This window comes from Rosistilla ulvae (assembly GCF_007741475.1).
Lineage (GTDB): Bacteria > Planctomycetota > Planctomycetia > Pirellulales > Pirellulaceae > Rosistilla > Rosistilla ulvae.
Map to the genome: position 1 here is coordinate 5,144,165 of NZ_CP036261.1, position 21,168 is coordinate 5,165,332.

Below are 21,168 nucleotides of genomic sequence, written 5' to 3' on the forward strand. Positions count from 1 at the left end.
TTCCATTTGGTGATTGCAATAGCCAATTTGCAATCGCCCCATTCGGCACCGATTTTGAGGACAGGCCAACGTTTTGGAATGATTTTGGGAAAGCCAAAAGGCAAACGGAAATCACTTCGAGCGCATCAGGGCTGTAGGCTCGACCGTTTGCCCAGCCCAGGCTGCAGGCCTGGGAAGCGACGACGGCCTCACATCTCCTCAATCTCTCAGGGCCGCAGGCCCGACGGTTTGTAGCGACTAACAAATTGCTGGGCCTGCGGCCCTGATGCGCGAGGACTCCCGGTCGCGGTAACCTTTAGTGGGTATCCCCTTTCGGTATTCACGCGTGCCGGATTGTTTGCCTCGGCACACGCACAGATCAGGCCTGAACGTCGGCCGCAACGCGACGATCTTCCGTTTCGAAGTGTGATATCATCGTCGCCGACATAAATACCACCAATCCTCGTTTCGAAGCATTTGACGACCGCAGGAAACCACGATGAGCCGATTCAATAGCCGATTTGAAGATCCAGTCAGTATGTCCACTAGCGCGCGAACCATCTGCCAAGCATTGTTTGGGCTGTGGGTCGTGCTTGGCACGCTGAATGCCACACCGCTGTTTGCCCAAGCGGATCCCACCGATGCCACCACAACTTTTCTTGTCGTTCGGCACGCCGAGCGAGATGGCAACTTGGACAAGCTGACGAAGACTGGCCTGCAACGTTCACAAATTCTTGCTTCGCTCGGCATTGCACTGAATGTGCAAGCGATTTATTCGACCGATACCCAACGGACGAAAGGTACAGTGCAACCGCTGGCAACGGCTGCCGGTACCGAGATCCAAATCTATAAGACACCGAGCGAAGATTGGATCGCTGAGCTTGCGCACAAACATGCTGGTGAAGTCGTTTTGATCGTTGGCCATTCCAATACAGCTGGCGTGATCGCGGGCATGCTTGCGAAGCGAAAACACCTTGAGCTCGCCCACGACGAATACGACGCACTGTTTATCATTCGAGTATCCGCTTCCGAAACGCGATCCGTGCGGCTGCGATACGGAGCTTCGTCTGCCGGGGCTTCGTCAGCCGATCCAGACAAGATGGGAACGCTTGTACCAGCTCGCTGAACGGCGATTAAGAACGTAACAACGAGAGGTCGGTTGTTGTCGTCGTTTGCAGTCGCGCGTCGACCTCCGCTTTTGCGCTCCGCTGCGTCGCTGGCTTTTTAACCGCCAAGTTGTACTTTCCCGGCGGAACGCTGAAGGCGTAGCTGCCATCGTCGGCGGTCTCGATCTTCGCCACCGGCTTTCCCTTGGCATCGGTCAGCGAGACAGTCAAGCCTGGCTGAGCGATCGATCCTTCGAGAACACGCCCCGCGATTCGGCCGATCGGCTGAATCACTTGCACCGGCAACGCGACAACGCACTCATCCGTTCGCCCCGCTTCGGTCAGAATCGTCAGCTCCAGCTGCTCGGGAACCGGCAAAGCTTTGGGCCAGTCGAGCTGCCAAGCGTCATCGCCCGAATCGCTTCTCTGCGCCTGCATCGGTTTGACTTTTGCGTCGGTCGTCGCCGAGACGGGGACGACGCTCACGCTCGCCACGCCGCTGGGATTGGGTTGCATCTGAATCCGCACCGTCGTCTTGTCGGCTATCGATTCACCGCGCGCGTAGACCTCGTCGGGAACCGCATCGTCCAACAGGAACCGGTGCTCGCCAACAACGCCTTGATTTCCGATCGTGTCGACCGTCGCCACCCGCAATCGATGCTCGCCGGTACCGAAATGAGTCGGGATGGCGAGTTCCCAATCGGCTCGCTTCGCGACCACTTGCAGCGTCGCGTCTTTGCCACCCGATGCGAAGTTGGTTTCGATAGCTCGCGATGTCGGCAGCATCGACTGCCACAAGAGCTCTTCGTTCCGAGCATCCCCCGCCAACACCTGCACCATCAATCGGTCGCGGTCGTCCAGACGGCGAGCTTTCACGACCGCAGACAACGGCGTGCCGGGAACGCTCGATGCCGCAGCGGTTATCTCAAGCGAAGGTGCCTGTTGCCAATCGAGCCTGACGCGGCTCGCCTGACGCGGGAATCGCCCCGACAAGACGAAATAGCCAGGATCTCCGTTAACGCTGACGGGGATCTGCACGTGTGGCGCACTTCCCTCTACGAATCGCAAATTTTTGGCGAACAACGGGCTTCGATCTTCACCGTCGGACGATTGAACTTGTAGCCGGCTGACACCAAAATCGATCAACGGCGCGATCGATGCCGGATCCAAATCGAGCCGAAAGTTAACTTGTGGTGCGGTCGATTCGCCCGACTTCAGTCGGACTTCCGATCGCTGCACCTGCAATGAAAGTTCGTTGTTACCGTTGGGGTGCACGACAAATTCTGCGTTTCCCAGTTCGAACACCTCTCGCGGATCGAGGACCTCGGCGGCGACATGCCATCGTCCCAAAGGCTTCCCCTTGCTCGCTTCGCTAACCGTTACGATCAGTGTCGGATCGGCATCGGTCTGTCTTTCTGCGCTTGCTTTTGCATTGGCATTCGCCGGCTGTGGCTTGGGAGCTGGAAAGCGAACCGGCGCGGCGGTTCCCGTTCGACATGCGATCGGTGGCGTGGTCAGCGTCCCTAGACTGTCGGAGCTGACCGAAACAATCACCGCAGCGATCGTTGGATCGTTGCACGTCAGGTTCCAGTCGAGCGGTTGAGGTTCGCTGTCGGGCCACATCGGTAGCGTCACCTCACGTCCGATGGCGACCGCAGTGCTGCCAAAGTCGATCTCGACGGCGGGACGTGTTGGTTGTTGTGGCATCCCCAAGGGTATCAATTCGGATTGGTCGCCTCGCTTCAAACGCAACCAGATCCCTCGGACAAACGACTCCGTCGATCCGCTGGCCGCGGCTGTCAACGCCAACCGCATCTCGCTGGCTTGGTCCGGCTTCAACGTCCCACGTCGCGGCTGCACATCGATGCAGTTGGCCGACGATGCCAGAAACTCGAATTCGACCGGGACCGCGTCCATCAAGTCGACTTGGTAGTGCAGGTTGATCTTTGCGTTGGGCGTGTCCCAATTCAATGCGTTCAAGTCACCGCGTACTGCAATGGGGAGCATCGCATCGCTGGGAGCGATCGAATGCTGTTGGGCGATCTTTCGATAGATCGGGATCGCATCGATCGTGGCCGTTTGTGCCACATAGTCGTTCAACCAATTGCGGTATCGAACGGCCGCGACTTGGGCGATCGCGTTGGCTTGTTGAGTCAAGTTTTGCAAACAGACAGCCGGTTCGGCGGCATCCATCTGCTGTCCCGTCATCGCGCCGGACAGCATGGAATTCGAAACGAGCTTCTCGCCCGAATCGAGCGTTAGTTCGGTCGGATTGCTGAGAATTTGAGCGCGGACAGCGGCGGGAACCGTGGCCGAAATCAAACCCGCCGTCGCCCCTTCGCTGCTGGAAATCTGCTCGCTGTGATTTTGAATCATCTGTTGCAACTGAAGCTCCAACGCTTCGGAAGCCTGACGCAGCAGCGCCAACTCGCCCGTCAAGATCCCAGCGTTGGTGGCGGTTCCGAGCCGGATCTTGCTGATCGCGGCGATCAAATCTGCCGCGCGACGTTGTGCGATTAGATAGTCGCGATCGTGATCCCAGTGAATTCCGACTGCCGCGTCGGTTGCGATCGTCTGGCTTGCAACCTTCAATCGCCGGATCGCCAAACTCACCGATTCCTCGGCCGCCAGCGCAGCGGATGATTCCACCAACGACGTCTCCAATTGGCGAGTGACTTCGACTTCGGATGTCATGCCTGGATTCCAAGCCAACCGTTGGGCCAACACAAACTGTTCGGTCGCTTTGTCGATTCGAGGACTCAAGATCGCGATCGCCGATGGATCCGAACCCAACCGACCGTGGATGCGGAACAAACGCACGGCTTCAGCGATCCGTTGATCGGATGCATTGGACGCCAACAACCTGTCGATCGCTTGCGTGATCGGAAAGGTCGGCGGGTTCTTCCAAGACTTCCGAACCGCGACGATCAATTCCAACGATTCGCGATCGACGCGTACGCTGCGATCGAATTGCCGGATCAGCGCTGCGAGCGACAACGTGGCTTGGTCTTCCGAAAACGCACTTACGTATTTGGCAACCGCCTTGCCGATCAATGCGGGGCGATCCCCCGGAGCCGACTTGGCCAAGATCTCTTGTTGCGCGGCCAACAACTGTTTCGCGAGTTCGTCGACGTCGATGCCATCTTGGTCGCGGATCATCCGCGCCGCGGCCATCCGCAGCGAATCGGGACGCTGCTGGGCCCAACGAGCCAGCTCGGCATCGATCGCCGCTAAACATGTTGCTTCCAATTGAGCGACCTCCGCTTCCACAGTGGCATCGGTATCGCCGCGACGCCACCCCGATTCGATCCGGCTGAGCCCTTCCGCCCAACCGCGAGCGGTCTTGGGGAGCCAAGGGATCTGTGTGTCGGCGAGGTAGATTTCGCGTTGCCGCCATCCGGCGACAAGCGCCGTTGGATAGCTTCGTTTCGCTGCCGTCGCTGGTTGTTCGATGGGACCGAAGAAGATTTCGGCGCCGCCGCGAATCCATTGGATCCGCTGTTCGGGCCCGATCTGCCCCGAGACCTCTTCGATCCGCGGCCCCGACCAGGTTATAGCTTCTTTCAACGAGACCCGGCCGTCGTGGTCGCGGTCAGCCGCTGCATCGCACAGCCCTTGAGTCAGCCAATAACACATCAAGCTCTGCGGCGTCGCTCGCATCCCGCGAGCCGGCCCTTGGTCCGAAGCGGACAACAGCAGATCGATTTTGGATAACTCGTTCAGCTTATATTGTTCTTTGATCGCAACATTCAACTGCTTCAACCGCTCCGCCGAATCGCCATCATCGGCGACGGTCGGCCAATGCACCTCCAAGACCAGCAGCTTGTTTTCCGCGGGGGCTTTGTTCAGTTGACCAAGAAGATCGGCCAGCGAAATCGCCGTCTTGCGACGACTGGTCGGATCGTAGCCATAGAAGTAAACCTGCCCCTGATCGATGCGAGCCATCGTGCTGACGTGCAACACGATCTGTTGTCGCGAAGTGGTTTTAAGGAGTGCGTCGTGCCACGACGTTGCGGACGGCGTGGAGCTCGTTTCGACTTCAGCTGCGCCCTTTGCAGAAGCCGCGTTGGCATTTTTCGCCGCCGAGTCAGACGTCGCCGTCGCAGCAGCATCCGGCTTCGCAGCGGGCTTCGATTCCGCAGGCGAGTTCGTCGTTTTCGATTTTGATTTTGCAGTATCCGACTTGGCAGTGGATTCCGCCGCAGGAGTGACAAGCTGCGGCTGGGTATTCGCGGGGACCAGCCCCAAAAAAGGAGCGGCCAATGGCGGATGTGGCGCATCGACGCCTAAGGCTTCTTCGCCAGGTTGCAGATACACCGAGACCAGGACGGTGCGATGATTCGCCGACGGCAGCGCGGCAAACGCCAGTATCGTGCCAGCTAGCGTCGCCAACAGACAGCTACCGATGGCCAGCTTGCGATAGCGAGACGGCCCCGCGTGCGGCATCCCGTTTCGCCAACGCGCACCGGTCGCCGTATCTTCGGTCGATGTGGGGTCGCTTGCTGTGGGTGACGTTTCGCTCATCGGTCCACTCCAGAAAACGCGACGCGGGCGGCGTCGGGCGATGGATGTTGCGTGACGCTGTCGGGCGTTGGTTTGTCGTCAAAGATCACCTTGCCGCCGGCCCGTTCGGCGTTGCTGTTCACGCGATCGATAAGAATCAATTCGATCGATTGCAGAGTCCGCTGGACATCGTCGCTGGTGACCGGCCACTGTCGCAGTGTAAATTGACCCAACTCGGTAAAGCACTGTTCGTCTTGTCCTTCGAACGCGAGACCGCTGGTTCGCACTCGGAAGGCCAGGCGACGCGGCCCGCTGCCACGCAGCACCAAACAGGGTTGCGGGCGAAGTGCACCGCTGCGGTCAGCGACATTGTGCGTTTCGATCGTTGCCGATTTCAGTCGGACTTCCCCTTCGCTCAACTGCCAACTTGCCGGAGCCAAGTCTTCCAGATGCCAGAAGTCTTTGTTTCGCACCAACGTCCCGACCGAATTTGCGTTGTGGTCGCTGGTCCATACCTGGAACTGCGGCTTGCCAGCGCCGGCGGCTTGCACCGTGATGTCATAGCTGTCGCAGGAGAGATCGTGGTTTTGTTGCCAGCGAATCGGCAGCTTTTGCTCGCCGTGCCGGGCTTCGATCCAGAGTTCGCGGGGCCGTTGAATCGCCAACTTGCCGTCGGACGATGGAGCCCACAGCATCAATCGACGCGCGGCGATTCCCGTCGCGGAGATCGGTTGCGGTGACAGCGCGATCGTCCAGCGACCGCTCTGCCGCTGCGGTGAACCGTGAAATTGTTTGTCGATCGTCGGCCACAGGTGAAGCGTTCCGCTGGCGGTTCGGTCCAACACCAATTGGTCACCGTCGGTCAGATCGATCATCGATCCGCTGGAAGAACCATCCGTCGACGCGGTGTATAGACCCGCGTCCAACTGAGGTGTCCAGCTGGCAGCTGCATGTTCGGGGCTGATCGGTACCGTAGCCAACGGTCCCTTGTCGGCCGAAGGCTCTGCGACGGCGCGTCGAATCGCAATCGGTTCTTCGACGGTCAACATCTTCGCCATCGCAGCGGCGAGTTCGGAGGCTTGATCGGCGGTCACAAAGCGTCCGGCAGGAAGCAGTTGTTCGACGGTCGCCAGTTGTTTCTCGGTCGCCGTTTTTTCCGCGTCGTCGACGCGGAAACCGATCACGTTGACTGTGATTCCGGTCCCGTTAAACTGCTTGCGAATCCATTGTTCGGGAGTCAGTTTCAAGGGGTTGGCAACCGCATCGTTTGCGATCCGGTTGTCGGCTCCATCGGTCACCACAACCAAACTGCGAACCCCTTGGAGATCGCGAAGGTCATTCGATGCGGCGAGCATCGCAGCCAGCAACGGCGATTCGTTCCAAGGTTCCACGTGCGGATAACTGATCGCGTCGATAAGGTTCTGTCGCAGCGAACGATCGTGCGGGTTCCAAACGACGGGTGCTTGAATCCGTTGAATCGAACGTTCGGCCGGGGTGACCGTTTTGGCTGATCCCATCGCGGCTCCGAAAGTCCAAACGCTCAACTTGATTCCGCTTGGCAGATCATCCAATAGCGTTTCGATCGCGGTGACGGCGTGCGCGTATTTCGTGTTGGGACCAAACGCTTCGCCGCGAGCCGCTCCCATGCTGCCCGAGCAATCCAACACCAGCGATATCGCGCCAGCCGATGTATGATCGGCGTGCGTCGCCGACCGGATTGCAATTCGCCCGCCGAGAGGCTTCGGATTTTGCACGACATGGACGTCGGGAGTCGACGCGATCGTGGCGTCGAGAGTTTCCGTCAGCTGTCGGCCTCGGAAGTAACCGTGAACCTGAACCTTGGCGCCGGGCTCTTTCGAACCTTGCACGCGTTCCAGATGGACGATCAAGCTGTCCGACGCGGCAGTCTTCCCCGCGCCAGTCGACCTGGTCGACTGGATCAGCGGTCGACAAACCCGTTGTCCGGCGGTCGGTTGCGTCGCTTTCAAGCATCCCTCGGCTTCGACCCAGATCGCGACAAAGCCTTCGGCGCCGCGTTTCATCGTACGTACGTCCGCGGTGAATTGATCCTGTCGCTGCGTTGTCCAGATAAGTTCGCTGGGCAGATGAATCGAGACTGCGGATTGCGGATTGTTCACTAGAGGTGAGCTTGGCACCGTCACACGTGGGCTGAGCGAAGCGATATCACCCGCCAATAATTCGGCGACTCGCGCGAAATAGGCAGGGCCCTCGGCACGCAGCGACCAATATCCGTCGGCGACAAAGCGGTTCGTCTGCCAAACTAAGAAGTTTGCGAAGAGATTCTTCCGCTGCACCGTGACGAACTGGCGACTGTCGAACGGTGCGACCGCGGCCATCCGATCTAACAACGCCAACCGGCGGTGCAGTTGTTCCTGTTCGTCGGCGGTTTGGCGTTTGATCGGCGTCGTGATCAGACGCAGGGCTTCGGTTTCGCGGATCCCGATTTGGTATCCGGCGATCGCCAACGCATCCCACCACTTCGAATCGGTCGCAAAGACTTGCAATCGATGATCCACTTCCGCCCACGACTCGGATTCCCCGGCGACCAACGTATTGAACATTTCCGCCGACCAACCGCAGAGAGCCAAGTGGCCTCGACGCGCCGCGGCGGACTGGATCGAAGCCAGTGAGATCGAAAGATCCTCCGCGACCGGCGTGTTCATCGTCGCATCGGCGCCGGCCGACAAGCGGCACAAACTCTCCCACGCAGACCGCCGCGTGGCGGCGTCGCTCCCCACGACGTCCAGCGCCGCGAGCATCGGGGGCATCGATTGCGCAGGTTGCGACAAAACGTTGGTTTGCCAAGCGTTGATCCGTTTGCCAAGCGTATCAAATTGGTCGTGATACTGTTGAGTCAACGCTTGCAGTTTCGACAACATTGCGGTCCGCTGCGTCGCGTTCGCCGGAACCTCTTTTTTGAGAATCGCATCGATTTGATCGACAGTTTGATACAGCGAGGCGACGTCGCGGAGATCGCGACTGTTGTCGCTGTCGATACTGGCGATCAGTTCGCACAGCCGCGCCAGTTGTTGACTGCCCCGATGGGCTATCGATTGAGCTGAGTTGACCACGCGACCGATTTGATCGACGCGTGCGTATCCCTTTTCGGCGGCGTCCAAAGATCGCTGGGCGCGTTGCCGCGATTCCTGTTCGCCAACCAACAGATCTCCTGCAAATCGCCGCTGTTGATCGCTCGACGCAATCTCCGCTTCGACCCAGGGGACCAATTCGGGCGACCACCACAAGCTGTCGCTGGCGACGCGATCACAGCGGGTGCTCAACTCCAGAAACCTTGCAATCCGCGTCGCGTCGCTCGATCCAAGCGGTTCGGACGGCAGATCGCGAGCGAGAAACTGCAGCACGCGTCCCAGTTGAGGAATCGGTTGCAGCGGATCGGTGACCGCAGCGACCAGAGCCGATGCAGATTGCAAGCGCTTGCGATCGACCGAAACTTCCGCACGGAAGGCGGCGACGGTTTGTTCGGACAAGCGTTGGATAACAGTCCGTCGCAAGAAGGCGACGTCCGCCGCACTGGGCTGCGCCGCAGCGACGCTCAACCAATGGTCGGTCGCGTCGTCGAGCGACATTCCCGACAACACCGCGGCCAATTGATCAGCGTTCTGTTGCCGCTCGGACGTGACTTCGAAACCGACCATCTCGGGCGATAACACTCCCGCACGACAGGCGATCGAATCGAACCGCGTTGGTTTTTGCAACGTTTTGGCGAGATCCGCAAGATGTTCGTTCAGCATTCCAGCCGCACTGCTACACCCCGCGCGTTCGAAGTGCTCGTAGCGTAACAGCGTGCGTTCGAACCGCCGCCACGTCGCGGGCGATTTGGCAGCCGGATGCAGTTGTTGCTTGACCAATTGATCGTACCGAGACCACCACTTATCGATCCGATCGTTGTTGGTTGGTGAGACAAACGCGGGGATGTCGATCGCCGGCGTCTTGTCGGGGAACAGACCGAGGTTGCGCGTGCGGTTCTCTCCCTCTTTCCCCAGCGGTAGCAAAACGGGGTGCTGCGGTTGTTGGCAGACTTTGGCGGACCAGGCGGTCGCTCGATCGGCGGCGCAACGATGAACTTCCAGCAGATCGATCCAACCATCGCGATCGAGATCTTTCGCCAAACCGTTCAGCGCATCGACCAGAGCGTCGCCCCAGTTTGTTATCCCGGCGGCGGGATTGATCCAAGATTGTTGATTCGTATCGCTGGACATCACGACAACCAGATTGGGAATCGCTTGGATCACAGAATCGAGGTCGCGGATCTGGCGAGCGAAATCGTTCAACAAGATCCCCAGCGACTCGTGCGATTGAAAGTGAACGCAGTCCAACAGCAGCACTTTCTTTTGGTTCTTGGGAAACTTCGCAATCTGATCCAGCAAGTCTTTCACCGGATAGGCGTCAGCGCTCGATTGAGCGTCGGCGGCCAACAGCGCAGGCCCCTGCGGCGTATGGATCCCGTGAGCCGACAGATAGATCAGCGAAATAGCGGCATCGCGATCGGTGCTGATTCGATCGAAGGCGCTGCGATTGGAAAGTTCCAACGGCGGCCGAGCCAGTTGGATATCGCGGCGGAGCCCAACATCGCCTCCGGTCACCCAGGCGGAGAGCCGCCCGATCGCACGGTCTCCCATCGCATTGGGAGGCAGATCGAGATTGGCGTGATAATCGGTGCTGGCCAACATCACGCAGACCTGTGGCGCCCGACCGATACTAGTGGTCGCCCAGGTCAGCACCGCGGTCAGCGCGGTGGCGGCGAAGACACCGCCGATCAACAGATTCCAACGACTGGACCATTGCCAGCCGCGGCGACCGCTGCGACTGGAGTGCCATGATGCGATCGGATCGATCGGAGCCGTGCGTCGGGTTGGTGGCAACAACGGCGCATCGGATGATCCTTCGGCGCTAGACGACATACAAGGCCCCAAGAGTATTTAAGTTGGAAAGACAGGCGAGACGTATCGGTGGGATCGCAAACAGTCGTGCAGCCCGACTCCGTCGCAAAACCTGTTCGCGCATCGTGCGGCCACGTTTCATTGCCCACTGGCCATACGATGCCGCACAAACATAACCTCGAAAAACGTGCCATAAAAAATTCTTGCCTGATTCGGCAGCTTTTCCCAACCGCCGCGCGCCGCACAACCGGCAAGCTTCGCGCAGCAGGAACGGTCGAGTCAAAATCCGCACACAACGATGAGAATCAGCTGACCATCGCAAGCCCTCGCCGCCGATGCGACCCATCGGGCAATGTATCGACACTGTCCACTTCGGCCTAAGGAGAGGCTGGATGTTTGTGGCAGGGATTGCCGATCGAGCACAACAATTCGATCTCAGGTAGCCCAGCAATGCCCTTCGATTCGCCGCTCACTCCAGTGCAGACTCGCATCCATCTGCACTCTAGCCTCGGAGTGGACCGATTTCGCTTGACCGAAATTCGCGGTCGCGAGCGGATCAGTGGGCTCTACAGTTTCCGGCTGAAACTGCGTACGCATCGCCACGACCCGGTGACGTTAGACCAATTCACCGGACTGGCTGCGATGGCCAGTTTCCAGTTGCCCGATCCTCACTGGTTGTCGGTCGTCGCCGCCGACGGTGCCCCCGCAACGCGCGACTTCTGCGGGATCCTGTCGCACGTCTCCTACGACCACAGCGACGATCGCGACCGCTACTTCACAGCGATCCTTCGTCCGCGACTGTGGCAACTGGGACTCAACCGTCGCTTCCGAATGTTCAGCCAACAGACGACTCGCACAATCGTCAGCACGGTCCTGGGCAGCATGAACGTTCAGTGGCGATTGGCGAACGATACCAAGCTGCACAATTACTGCGTGCAGTACGGCGAAAGCGATTTTGCTTTCGTCAGCCGCTTGCTCGAAGCGGACGGCCTGTTCTACTTCTTCGAACACCAATACAAAGGTCAAGCTGTCGATCCCAAAGAGCGTACCGAACGCCTGGTGATCACCGACAGCATCGACGCAGCCAATTCGCCGCCGCCATCCTCCTCTGGCGATTCCGCGAGCGAAGCATCATCGGACACGTCGGCCCCGGCCACTCCCATCTACCGATTCGACAACGTCGGTGGAGGTGTTCGCGATTCGATGCGGGTGCGGCGTTGGGTCGCCACGCGTCAGTTGGTTCCCGAGACAAGCCGTTCGTTGGACCGACACTTCCAACGTCCCAGTTCGCTGGCCGACAGCTCTCATACGATCGACGGCGCGACGGCGTCGGACGCGAGCACTTGGATGTGTTATCCATCGGGCATCGCCTCTCGGGTCGACAACATCACTCCATCTGGCGACGACCGCGATCAATTAAAGGATCTGAACCCGTGGGCCGAATCGGATGCCAAGATTCGTGCGGCGCGACTGCACTACCAGGTCGATCGATTCCGCGGCGCGGGCGATATCGCGACGATGAGCCCGGGCAAGAAGTTTCAACTAGTACGCGATCGAGTTCCCGATTCGACCGAGTATTACTTGACTCAAGTCGAACATCTGGTGCGGTTGGCGACGGGACAACACAGTGGTCCCCACAGTGCCGAATTGACCTACAAGAATCGCTTCCGCTGCAGTTCGGTTGCGGTTCCCTACCGTCCGGCGCTGAAGACCGCTAAACCGAGGATCGACGGTGTGGTTCCGGCGACGGTTGTCGCTGACAATTCGCAAAAAGACGATCAGGTTTGCGTCGACAAATATGGCCGTGTGAAGGTTGTCTTTCCGTGGCAAACTGGAACAGATGCTCCTAGTTGTTGGGTGCGTGTCGGCCAGTTCTGGGCTGGACCGCGTTGGGGTGCATTCTTCTGGCCGCGGGTGGGCCATGAAGTGATCGTCGCTTTTGAACATGGCGATCCCGATCGGCCGCTCATCGTCGGCAGCACGTACAACGCGACGAACATGCCGCCGTTGACGCTCCCCTCGCTGAAACTCTCCTGCGGCATTCACTCCTGCACGCACAAGGGGAATCCGGTCAACAACACAAGCACAGTCGTGTTCCATGACAAACAGGGAGCCGAATATTTGGAACTGCATTCGGAGACCTACCACAGCATCAGCAGCGAGACGACGGAAGTGAAGTGGTCGGCGGGTAAAGAGATCCAATTCAAAGGACACCATTGGTTGTTCGACGCGATCGGCGGCAGCGGCGGCGGCGGCAACAACATGAGTGGCGACGACGACGGCACCGACGCAATATTCAAGGATCCAGGGGAAGAGTCGGAGTCGGGCTTCAGCGCTACCGAGATGCTCAAGAGCATTTTCTTGGCCGACGATAAGGGCGAGATCGACTTTACCGTGGGCGATTCGTTTTCGAAGACCTTTGGCGGATCGTACGCAAGTAAATATGGGTGCAACATTTCGATGGTCTGCGACCCGATGGATTTCTTCGAGTTCCTGACCGACAAGATTGGCGAGCGTGCTCCCACCGCAGGCATGCTCCTCAACCCTTTGCTTCCCCTGCTTTTTGGCGCTGGAGGACAGGGGCTGACGACGTTTGGTGGCAAAAGCAATCTGCACTACGGTACGGCTGTCGAATCCCATCGCGGCTACAAAATCACCAAGATGCTACCGACTCCGAAGGAACCCGCAGCGAGGTTTTCCAAAGGCAATGAAACGCCCGTCGACGCTCCCGCAACGACAGCGTGCGAAATTGCGGTGGCCCTACTGTTGATCATGGACCTGTTGGTGATGTTGTTAACCAAAGCAGCCGTCTCCCACCAGGGAAGTCACTGGCAAGGGTTCGTCAAGTTCAGCGAGATCTGGACGTTTAACATCCTGCCACGCTTGCAGGGGATCTTGGTCTTTATCGAATCGACCGAGGCGAAGGTCGACGATGCAGCCGCTGCGGTGGAGGATACCGTCGACGATAGCGAGGCGGCTCTGCAACGCTCCGAACGGGTTCTCGAGTCTACCGATTCGTCGGCGCCCGAGAGCACCGAGGCCGCGGGGGGTGAAGTCGAAAACGCCGTCTCTTCCGTTGCAGTCAGCGAACGAAAATTGTCGAGGGTTCTTTCCGATGACGAGGACGAGGACGAGGACGACAAGTCCGATGGCGGTGAATCCGATGGTGCAGAATGATCGGGTGCCGCTGCAACCTAACAACATTCGAGCGATAGCGAACCTTCAGAAGCTTCTGATTCAAAACACGCTACAAAACACAAAGGGTTAACGTTGGATAACGCAATTCATCTGATGGGCGAACACGCCACGACATGCGCCGATTTTTCGGTGCGAGCCCAGGTCAAAAGCACGCCGACCAATCCCGCGGATCCCTTGATGGGGCGGGTCAGCCTGACCGCCGAAGGGCCCAATGACGACGGCAACGTCAGCCTTCAAGCCAACGGGCGAGTGACTTCGCAAGTCGATCAGTGTCGGATCGATGTCCTTTCCGACGGCATAGTCGTCGACTCGGGCAACACCGGAAACATCGGCTTGCGGGCCGGCACCGCACCCTGCATGCAGCAGGTCGACCTCGAAGGCAACGGCGGCAGCATCGTGCTTGAAAACGGTCAGATCGACGGTTCTCCCAAGATCGAGGTCGGCGCCGATTCGATCACGCTTTCGGTCGGAACCAACAAAATAACGATCAGCGCTACCGGGATCACGATCGAAGGTATCGAAGTCACCGTGGAAGGGACCGCATCGGCCGAAATGAAAGCGCCAAGCGTTTCGGTCTCCGCCAGCGCCGACGCCACGATCAAGGGTACCGCATCGACCGAAGTCAGTTCCTCGGGAACGATGACGGTCAAGGGTACCGCGTCGACCGAAGTCAGCGCATCGGGAACGATGACCGTCAAGGGTGCGATCGTCATGATCAATTAGTCCCAATCTCCTCGACACCTTTGATTCCAACCTTCAATACGAAAGACCAACGATGCCTCCTGCCGCCCGCGTTACCGACCTCCATGTCTGCCCCATGGTCACCGGACTTGTGCCCCACGTCGGCGGCCCGATCTCCGGCCCCGGAGCCCCAACGGTCCTGATCGGCGGCATGCCCGCATCGGTCGTCGGCGACATCTGTGTTTGTGTCGGACCTCCCGATTCGATTGTGATGGGAAGCGGCACCGTGATGGTCGGCGGTAAACCGGCGGCGCGGCTGGGCGACACGACCGCGCATGGCGGCACGATCACCTTGGGCTGCCCGACCGTCATGATCGGCGGTTGAAATCATTTGAACCCGCCGGCTCGATCCGCGAACCGTGTTCTATCCAAAGCATTTTATCATGAACCTCGATCAGTTAGACAAATTTTTGGCGGCCCAAATCGAAGCGCGGACGCCCAACGAAGGGATCGACGCGATGTGCCAGCACGCCCCAGCCAACCGCCTGATTTGGTGGGGATGCCTGTCGGCCTGGTCGATCTGGCGTCCCACGCCTCCGCCTGTCGAAGACGCCGCGCTAGCGATCGCCGCGCGTTGGGTCTTCCAACCAAGCGACGACCTGCGCCGCGCCGCGGCGCAGCAATCCAAGTCCGATACCGTTGGGCTGTGCAAGTTGCTGTTGCAAGCTGTGCAATTCAGTGGCGGCCAGCTGAAGATCGACGACGCGGGAACCGAGGTGCCAACGCCCAACGTTTCAGGCCCCTACACCAAAGGCTTCACCCACAATCTGCTGGCTGTCAGCCCGCCGGTCGAACGAGCGACCGCAGCCCAAAATCTCTTGCAACTGGCGCGTCAGGCGATCACTCGTCCCATGCCGACGGCCGAGCCAACGCAACCAACACCGCAACTTGTTTAACGGAACCCGACGATGAAAACGCCAGACAATGTTGAAGGCCTGTGGGACGATCTGGATAACATTCAGAGCCAGATGCGCATCGGGATCGACGCCTTGCCACCGTCGCAAGTCAAAAAGGTGATGAACCGTTTGATGGAGGTCGCCCAGCCGCTGGTTGGCAAAATGCGAACCGCCTATCCCGAAGCGATCGATGCGTTTGAAAATCAGATTGCTCATATGGATACGCAAATGGAACAGGCCCGCCAGAACATCACAAAGGCCAAAGAGAATCTCGCGAACGCGCCGCCGGCCGCTGAGATTCGCAAGAATTTGGTTCCGCTTGCCGGCGCGCTGCCGAGCGGTCTGTCGTTGCAATTCGCCGATGAAATGCGCGACCGCTACGTTCCGCCAGCTCCCGATCCAGCACTCGACGACGGTCCCGGAGCGGCTTGGCAAGATTGGTCGATCTCCTAATCATGGCGACCGTCACTCAATCCGCAACGTCGCCTGCCGCCAACTCTCCAGGATTACCTTTGAATAGCGCAGCAGCCTTCACGGAAAACGCTCAACCGCGGTCTTGCGGCCCGATTTCGCTGGTCGCTGCGCTCCGCCGGTTTGGGATCGAGCGATCGGTCGATGCGATCTGGCCCGCCGTCACCCGAGACGATCCGTTTGGCACTCGCGCCGCGCGATCGTACCTGATCGCCGCCTTGGCCCGCACGTGTCAGCTGGATGCCGCGGTTTTGCAGTGCCAACCCGAACGAGCGTGGCAGGCGATTCAAATCTGCCACGACGCCGACATAACTGTCGTCCTGAACCATCGCGCCTACCGCGCCCCCGACGAAGGACATTTCACATTATTGGCCGCGATCGACGACGCAACGATCACAGTCGACGATCCCTTTCTGGGGAAAAACAAACAGATCGACCGACAAAGCTTCTTGAAACTCTGGCAGCCCAATCGAGAGACGGCGGGACATGTGTTGATCGCCATCGGTAACCCCACGACGGACCGAACCGCAGAAGCTTCGGAAGACATCACAACGTGTCCACGCTGCGCCGCGCCGATCGCTCTGACGCCTAGCCGCCTGTTCGATCCGAGCGTCTGGAATTCCGACGGCCTCTGGCGACGGTTCTTCTGCCTCGGGTGCGATGCGTCGTTTTCACCGCGTTAGAATTTTGGGGATTCGGCGTGTCGATCCCGATTTGCGAACAACGCGGCTACGACGCCCGCGCCAACGGTTTCAATCGCTCCAACGGAACATAAAACCGTTTGTAACGCTGCCCATCGTCGAACATCTGCCCTTTGCCATCGGGGACCAAGACGGTCGCGCGTCGCGTGATTCGATTCACTTTGCCCCGCAACACTTTTCCTTCGTATTGGAATTCGACGGGGCTGCCGACACTGACCTGAAAGCGTTTGGCGGCGCGTTCGTCTTGGGTGATCAATTGGTGTTGGTAATCGGTGTGGCCAAAAAACCGACGGGTGATCCCGTGGAATTGCCGCTTGGCACAATTGCTGTCGTTGAAGCAGAGCATCTCGACCAAGTGAACAAGTTCGTGTTCGCAGACGCGCTGAGCGGCTTGCAGGCGGTTGTTGCAAACACATCCGCTGACGATCACTTGCCGATCGAGATCGTGAAACGTTTGGAACAACAGCGTCGTCGAAAGGATCACCTCAAACGTACGCTTCCTACCGCCGGGAACCTGCGGATCGCGGACTCTCGAATCGTAGGTGGTGACTGTTTTGCCAGCCGCCCGCGTCATCCGGCTGGAGAGATTAAAATCGATCCCCTCGCGGCGAGCCAACCACAACAAACGACCTTCAAAGAAGTGGTCGTCGTAGAGCATGCACATCCGTCGCAGATCGGCAGCTGCCATCCGCGTGAAGTTCACACCATCGAGCGTCGACGACAAAGCGAGCGTCGTCCGCAAGATTTCTTGTTGCTTGGTTGCGATTTGTTGGGGCGTCCAGCGTCGCTCTAACGCATACCGCCCCATTCGTTGGAAGTCCGTCTCTTTCATGGACGATATTGTGACGACTTCGGGCAACCGCTGCCAGAGCGGAAAGAGCTGGCAGCGGGTTTGCTAGCAATGGAATCGCCGCTCACGCGTCGCTCCCCTACGGACGCGAAGCGATTCGCGTTTCGTTAGCAAAATACAACATTGGATCGTCGACGATCACACCGGTGCTCCAGGTTCGAGCGTCGTCGCGACTCATCGTATTGAAGAAAAAGCTTCGCAGACGCTCGGTCTTGTAGCCGTAAGGAAACTGCGACGTGACGTAGTCGTCTTGGGTCAGGTCGTCGACACCTTCTGAAATGTAATAGTGAACCATCCCGTCAGTCGTGCACGACATCCCCAACGTCCACCACCCCGTGGACGTGATCGCTGGTCCCTGGAAGTCTCGCCCGCGGGAATCAGAACGGATTCGCCAATAGGCGTAGTCGTAGTTCTGCTTCGTATTCTCTTTGCACTTCAGTTCGACGAACATCCCAGGCCAATAGACCTCGTTCTCGGGGCCCTTGCTCTTGAACATCAAGAATCCCCCTTCGGACTCCTTGATCGCCGTCGTCTCGAGTGCCAACCGGAAGCCAAAATGGGGGCCGGTTCGGCGTTCCCAGTCTTTGACTTTTGGCAGCCAGACGCGTGTCACCACGTTGGGTTGACTCTCGACCGGCACACGTCCGTTCAAGCGGTATTGGACGTTGCAGATAAAGTCGTCTTGATTGTGCGGTTCGCTGCTGCCCCGTCCAGGAATCCCCGTGTACATCGACTTCAACAGCAGAGAGCCCTCGCTTCCCGACAATCCGTTCGGGGGAGTCGGAACGCGGCGAACGATATCGGGATGGCCCCGCTTGATCCCCTCGTACCAGCGTCCATTGACCGATTTCCCCGTCGGACCGCGTTGATTTTCGTCGATGTCCTCGGTGCTCTTGGGATTCCGAGGGACGTATCGCCAGTTGGGATCCTCGAAGTCGTCACCGACTGCCGTGATCAGCTTTCCGGTGCCGGGAACGATCGGTCGTGGCCGCTGAGCGGTGGCTGTGGTTACAACCAAGATGCCAGCAAACGCCATGACGTGGGCAAGCCGGATGCGCACGTTCATATTATTTTCCTTCCTGTTACCTACAAAGAACCCCTGGGACATAAATTCGCAACTTGCGTGCGAACCGCCACATTCGGATTTATCGGCATATATTTCCAGCGACTTTGCCCTATCGCTGCCAGCTGGTTTCTTTTTGCCGATCCCCATCGGGCAACCTGCATCGGAACAGTTTGCTAGCCAAGGCTGATCTGGACAGCGATACGATGCGGCGACTATCTTTGCGGAGCCGTTTCCGGCGTATCGTGGATTCCGAACGATCCGAGGGCAGGGAGCCCCATGCACCATCTTTCCTCCAAACACGACAGCGTGGTGATCACAGGCGTAGGCGTCTTGAGTCCTTGGGGCTCGGGCTTTGACTCGCTGCGGTCAGCCTTCGACCATGCCCACGCGTCCCCTCCGTCCGCCCCCACTACCGGCTTGCTCGACAGCTATTCGGGTTCGATCGACGACTTTGGCACGCTGCCGCTCGACCGCAAACGCAGCCTGCGAAAATCGATGAAGCTGATGAATCGCGAAACGCAACTTGGCGTGGCGGCAGCCTTTCAAGCGATCCAGGATTCCGATCTCGATGCCGCGGCCTACGATCCCGATCGCGTTGGCGTTTGTTTTGGAGCGGGCAATGTCGAAGTCCGCCCCGAGGATTTTGTTGCCGGCGTGCAAGCCTGTGGCGAATCGTCCCCCGAAATGATCGAAGCCGCCTGGGGTTCGCTGGGCATCCCCCACGTGGATCCACTGTGGGTGCTGCGAGTCTTGCCGAACATGCCAGCCTGCCACATCGCAATCAGCTGCGATTACCGCGGCCCCAACAACACGATCACCCAAGCAGAGGCGTCGGCGAACCTAGCCATCCAAGAAGCCAAGTACCATTTATTGGACGACGAAGCCGATGCGATGATCGTCGGCAGCACGGGGACCACGATCCGCATCGACGGGGCTAGCGAAACCGACGGTTCCGAAGGGGCCGCGGCTTTTGTGATCGAACGACTCGAAAGAGCTCAACAGCGGGGAGCGACGATCTATGGTGAGGTGTTGGGGATCGGCAGCAGTTGTGTGATCGACGCGACGATGGTCCCCAAGCCAGACGAGGCGGCTAACAACGCGATTCGCGCATCGTTAGCCCAGTCGCACCTATCGGACAACGGCGGCGTTCAGTTTACTGTCATCAACGACCAACGCGGTTCCGCCGCGATCGATCGCGTACTCGAATCGCGGCCGACCGATTCGCTGAACCTGGCCGATTGGATCGGCCAGGTCGACGCTGGAAGCGGCGCGATCGGCCTCGCCGTCGCGCTACAGCGACTGGCCGCATCGGACGCCTCCGCCACGCGATCGGCGATCAACATTGGCATTACTCACAACGGTCTGGCAAGCTGCTTGACCATCCGCAATCTTCAATCGTCGCGAGCCGCATGATGCACCGCCGTGTAGTGATCACAGGAATGGGCGTCGTCACGCCGCTGGGCCATCGACTCGATACCTTCTGGCAGAACCTGACGTCGGGTCGTTCGGGAGTCGGCCCGATTTCGACGTTTGATGCCTCCAACTTTCCCGTTCGCATCGCGGCGGAAGTGCCGGCGTCGTGGTCGTTGGAGAGTGTTGGCGAAAACCCGCGACAATGGGCTGGCGCGCCGCGTCAGTCGAGTTTTGCGCTGGCGGCCGGGATTTCCGCAGTTCGTGATTCAGGGATCGAACTCGACCGCTTCGATCCGTTGCTGTCGGGAGTCTATCTCGGCTGCGGCGAGCCGTTTACGCCGTTCGCTCCACTTGTCGGTTCGATCTCGCAATCGATCGCCGACCAGAAGTTCAACTCCGCAACATTCACCGACACCGCACTGCGGCTGTTCGATCCTCAATCGCAGCGTCAATTCGATCCCAAGATGCCGGCGATCTCGCTCGCCGCACGATTCAATCTGCAAGGTCCCAGCGTTAACTGCATCGCGGCATGTGTCTCGTCGTCGCAGGCGATCGGACAAGCGGTTCGAATGATCCGGCGTGGCGAGGTCAACACGATGTTGTGCGGCGGAGCCCACAGCTGCATCAACGAATTGGGCGTGACGGGGTTCAGCCGTCTTTCGGCCCTCAGTCAACACAACGATTCACCGACGCAAGCATCGCGACCATTTGATCGCAACCGCGATGGGTTTGTGATCGGCGAGGGAGGCGCCGTCTTTGTCGCCGAAGAATACGAACAAGCGCGCCGCCGCGGAGCTCACATCTACGCCGAGGTCACCGGGTACGGATCGGCGCAAGATGCATTTCGCGTGACTGACACGCATCCCCAAGGACGGGGCAGCGTTCAAGCGATTCGGCGAGCGTTAAAAGATGCCGGCATCGACGGCCAAGAACTCAGCTATATCAACGCTCACGGCACCGGAACCGTCTTAAACGACAAGGTCGAAACTCATTCGATCAAGACCGCCCTGGGATCGGCTGCCTATGACGTGCCGGTCTCCAGCAGCAAGAGCATGTTAGGGCATGCGACCACCGCGTGCGGAGCGATCGAATTGGCTGTCGCGCTGCTGGCGATGCAGTCCAACACGTTGCCACCGACGATCAATTTTGACGATCCCGATCCGGCGTGCGATCTGGACTACGTGCCCAACGTGGCTCGCGACGTCCAATGTCAACATATCCTCAGCAACAACATTGGCTTTGGTGGACAAAACGCGGCGTTGATCGTGTCGCGAGTAAGCGAACCGCGAACGTGTTGCCAGCACGCCGCCTGAAGGGATTGA

General features: G+C 59.1%; 13 protein-coding genes. 9 read left to right on the forward strand and 4 right to left on the reverse strand.

Translation table 11 applies throughout. The annotated features are described in order from the left end of the window. The first annotated feature begins 478 nt into the window (after window positions 1–478). Window positions 479–1,105, forward strand: coding sequence for a phosphoglycerate mutase family protein (locus EC9_RS18110; protein ID WP_145347400.1), 627 nt, complete (start codon window positions 479–481; stop codon window positions 1,103–1,105). Between the two features lie 7 nt (window positions 1,106–1,112). Here EC9_RS18110 and EC9_RS18115 read toward each other — a convergent pair whose 3' ends face one another. Beyond that, window positions 1,113–5,609 (reverse strand): carboxypeptidase-like regulatory domain-containing protein, encoded by a 4,497-nt coding sequence (locus tag EC9_RS18115; protein ID WP_145347402.1) that lies wholly within the window; start codon window positions 5,607–5,609, stop codon window positions 1,113–1,115. Further along, window positions 5,606–10,531, reverse strand: a complete 4,926-nt coding sequence (locus EC9_RS18120; RefSeq protein ID WP_145347404.1) for a hypothetical protein — start codon at window positions 10,529–10,531, stop codon at window positions 5,606–5,608. Before EC9_RS18120 ends, EC9_RS18115 begins: the two co-directional genes overlap by 4 nt. Window positions 10,532–10,960: 429 nt before the next feature. Here EC9_RS18120 and EC9_RS18125 point away from each other — a divergent pair, with 429 nt between their 5' ends. The 6 genes from EC9_RS18125 (at window position 10,961) to EC9_RS18150 (ending at window position 16,499) form a co-directional block, all read left to right on the forward strand. Next, window positions 10,961–13,687: a type VI secretion system Vgr family protein gene (locus tag EC9_RS18125; RefSeq protein ID WP_145347406.1), complete on the forward strand. Its 2,727-nt coding sequence runs from the start codon at window positions 10,961–10,963 to the stop codon at window positions 13,685–13,687. A gap of 93 nt (window positions 13,688–13,780) precedes the next feature. After that, complete coding sequence (locus EC9_RS18130; protein ID WP_145347408.1) at window positions 13,781–14,431, forward strand: hypothetical protein; 651 nt, start codon at window positions 13,781–13,783, stop codon at window positions 14,429–14,431. Window positions 14,432–14,483: 52 nt separating this feature from the next. Beyond that, the gene (locus tag EC9_RS18135; RefSeq protein WP_145347410.1) at window positions 14,484–14,774 is read left to right on the forward strand and encodes a PAAR domain-containing protein; all 291 of its coding nucleotides are present in this window, start codon (window positions 14,484–14,486) and stop codon (window positions 14,772–14,774) included. Between the two features lie 58 nt (window positions 14,775–14,832). Then, window positions 14,833–15,345: a DUF6931 family protein gene (locus EC9_RS18140; RefSeq protein ID WP_145347412.1), complete on the forward strand. Its 513-nt coding sequence runs from the start codon at window positions 14,833–14,835 to the stop codon at window positions 15,343–15,345. Window positions 15,346–15,357: 12 nt separating this feature from the next. Next, entirely contained in the window at window positions 15,358–15,798 is a 441-nt protein-coding gene (locus EC9_RS18145; RefSeq protein WP_145347415.1) for a hypothetical protein, read from the forward strand. A gap of 59 nt (window positions 15,799–15,857) precedes the next feature. Then, window positions 15,858–16,499: a cysteine peptidase family C39 domain-containing protein gene (locus EC9_RS18150; protein WP_218934246.1), complete on the forward strand. Its 642-nt coding sequence runs from the start codon at window positions 15,858–15,860 to the stop codon at window positions 16,497–16,499. Window positions 16,500–16,545: 46 nt separating this feature from the next. Here the strand turns inward: EC9_RS18150 and EC9_RS18155 are convergent, their stop codons facing one another. After that, window positions 16,546–17,349, reverse strand: coding sequence for a hypothetical protein (locus tag EC9_RS18155; protein ID WP_145347418.1), 804 nt, complete (start codon window positions 17,347–17,349; stop codon window positions 16,546–16,548). 97 nt (window positions 17,350–17,446) lie between these two features. Beyond that, window positions 17,447–18,433, reverse strand: a complete 987-nt coding sequence (locus EC9_RS18160) for a hypothetical protein (protein WP_246105758.1) — start codon at window positions 18,431–18,433, stop codon at window positions 17,447–17,449. A gap of 276 nt (window positions 18,434–18,709) precedes the next feature. Between EC9_RS18160 and EC9_RS18165 the strand changes: the two genes are divergently transcribed. Then, window positions 18,710–19,846, forward strand: a complete 1,137-nt coding sequence (locus EC9_RS18165; protein WP_145347420.1) for a beta-ketoacyl synthase N-terminal-like domain-containing protein — start codon at window positions 18,710–18,712, stop codon at window positions 19,844–19,846. Next, on the forward strand, window positions 19,843–21,159 hold the full coding sequence (locus EC9_RS18170; RefSeq protein ID WP_246105759.1) for a beta-ketoacyl-[acyl-carrier-protein] synthase family protein: 1,317 nt from the start codon (window positions 19,843–19,845) through the stop codon (window positions 21,157–21,159). The genes EC9_RS18165 and EC9_RS18170 overlap by 4 nt, the downstream gene beginning before the upstream one ends. The last annotated feature ends 9 nt before the right edge of the window (window positions 21,160–21,168 follow it).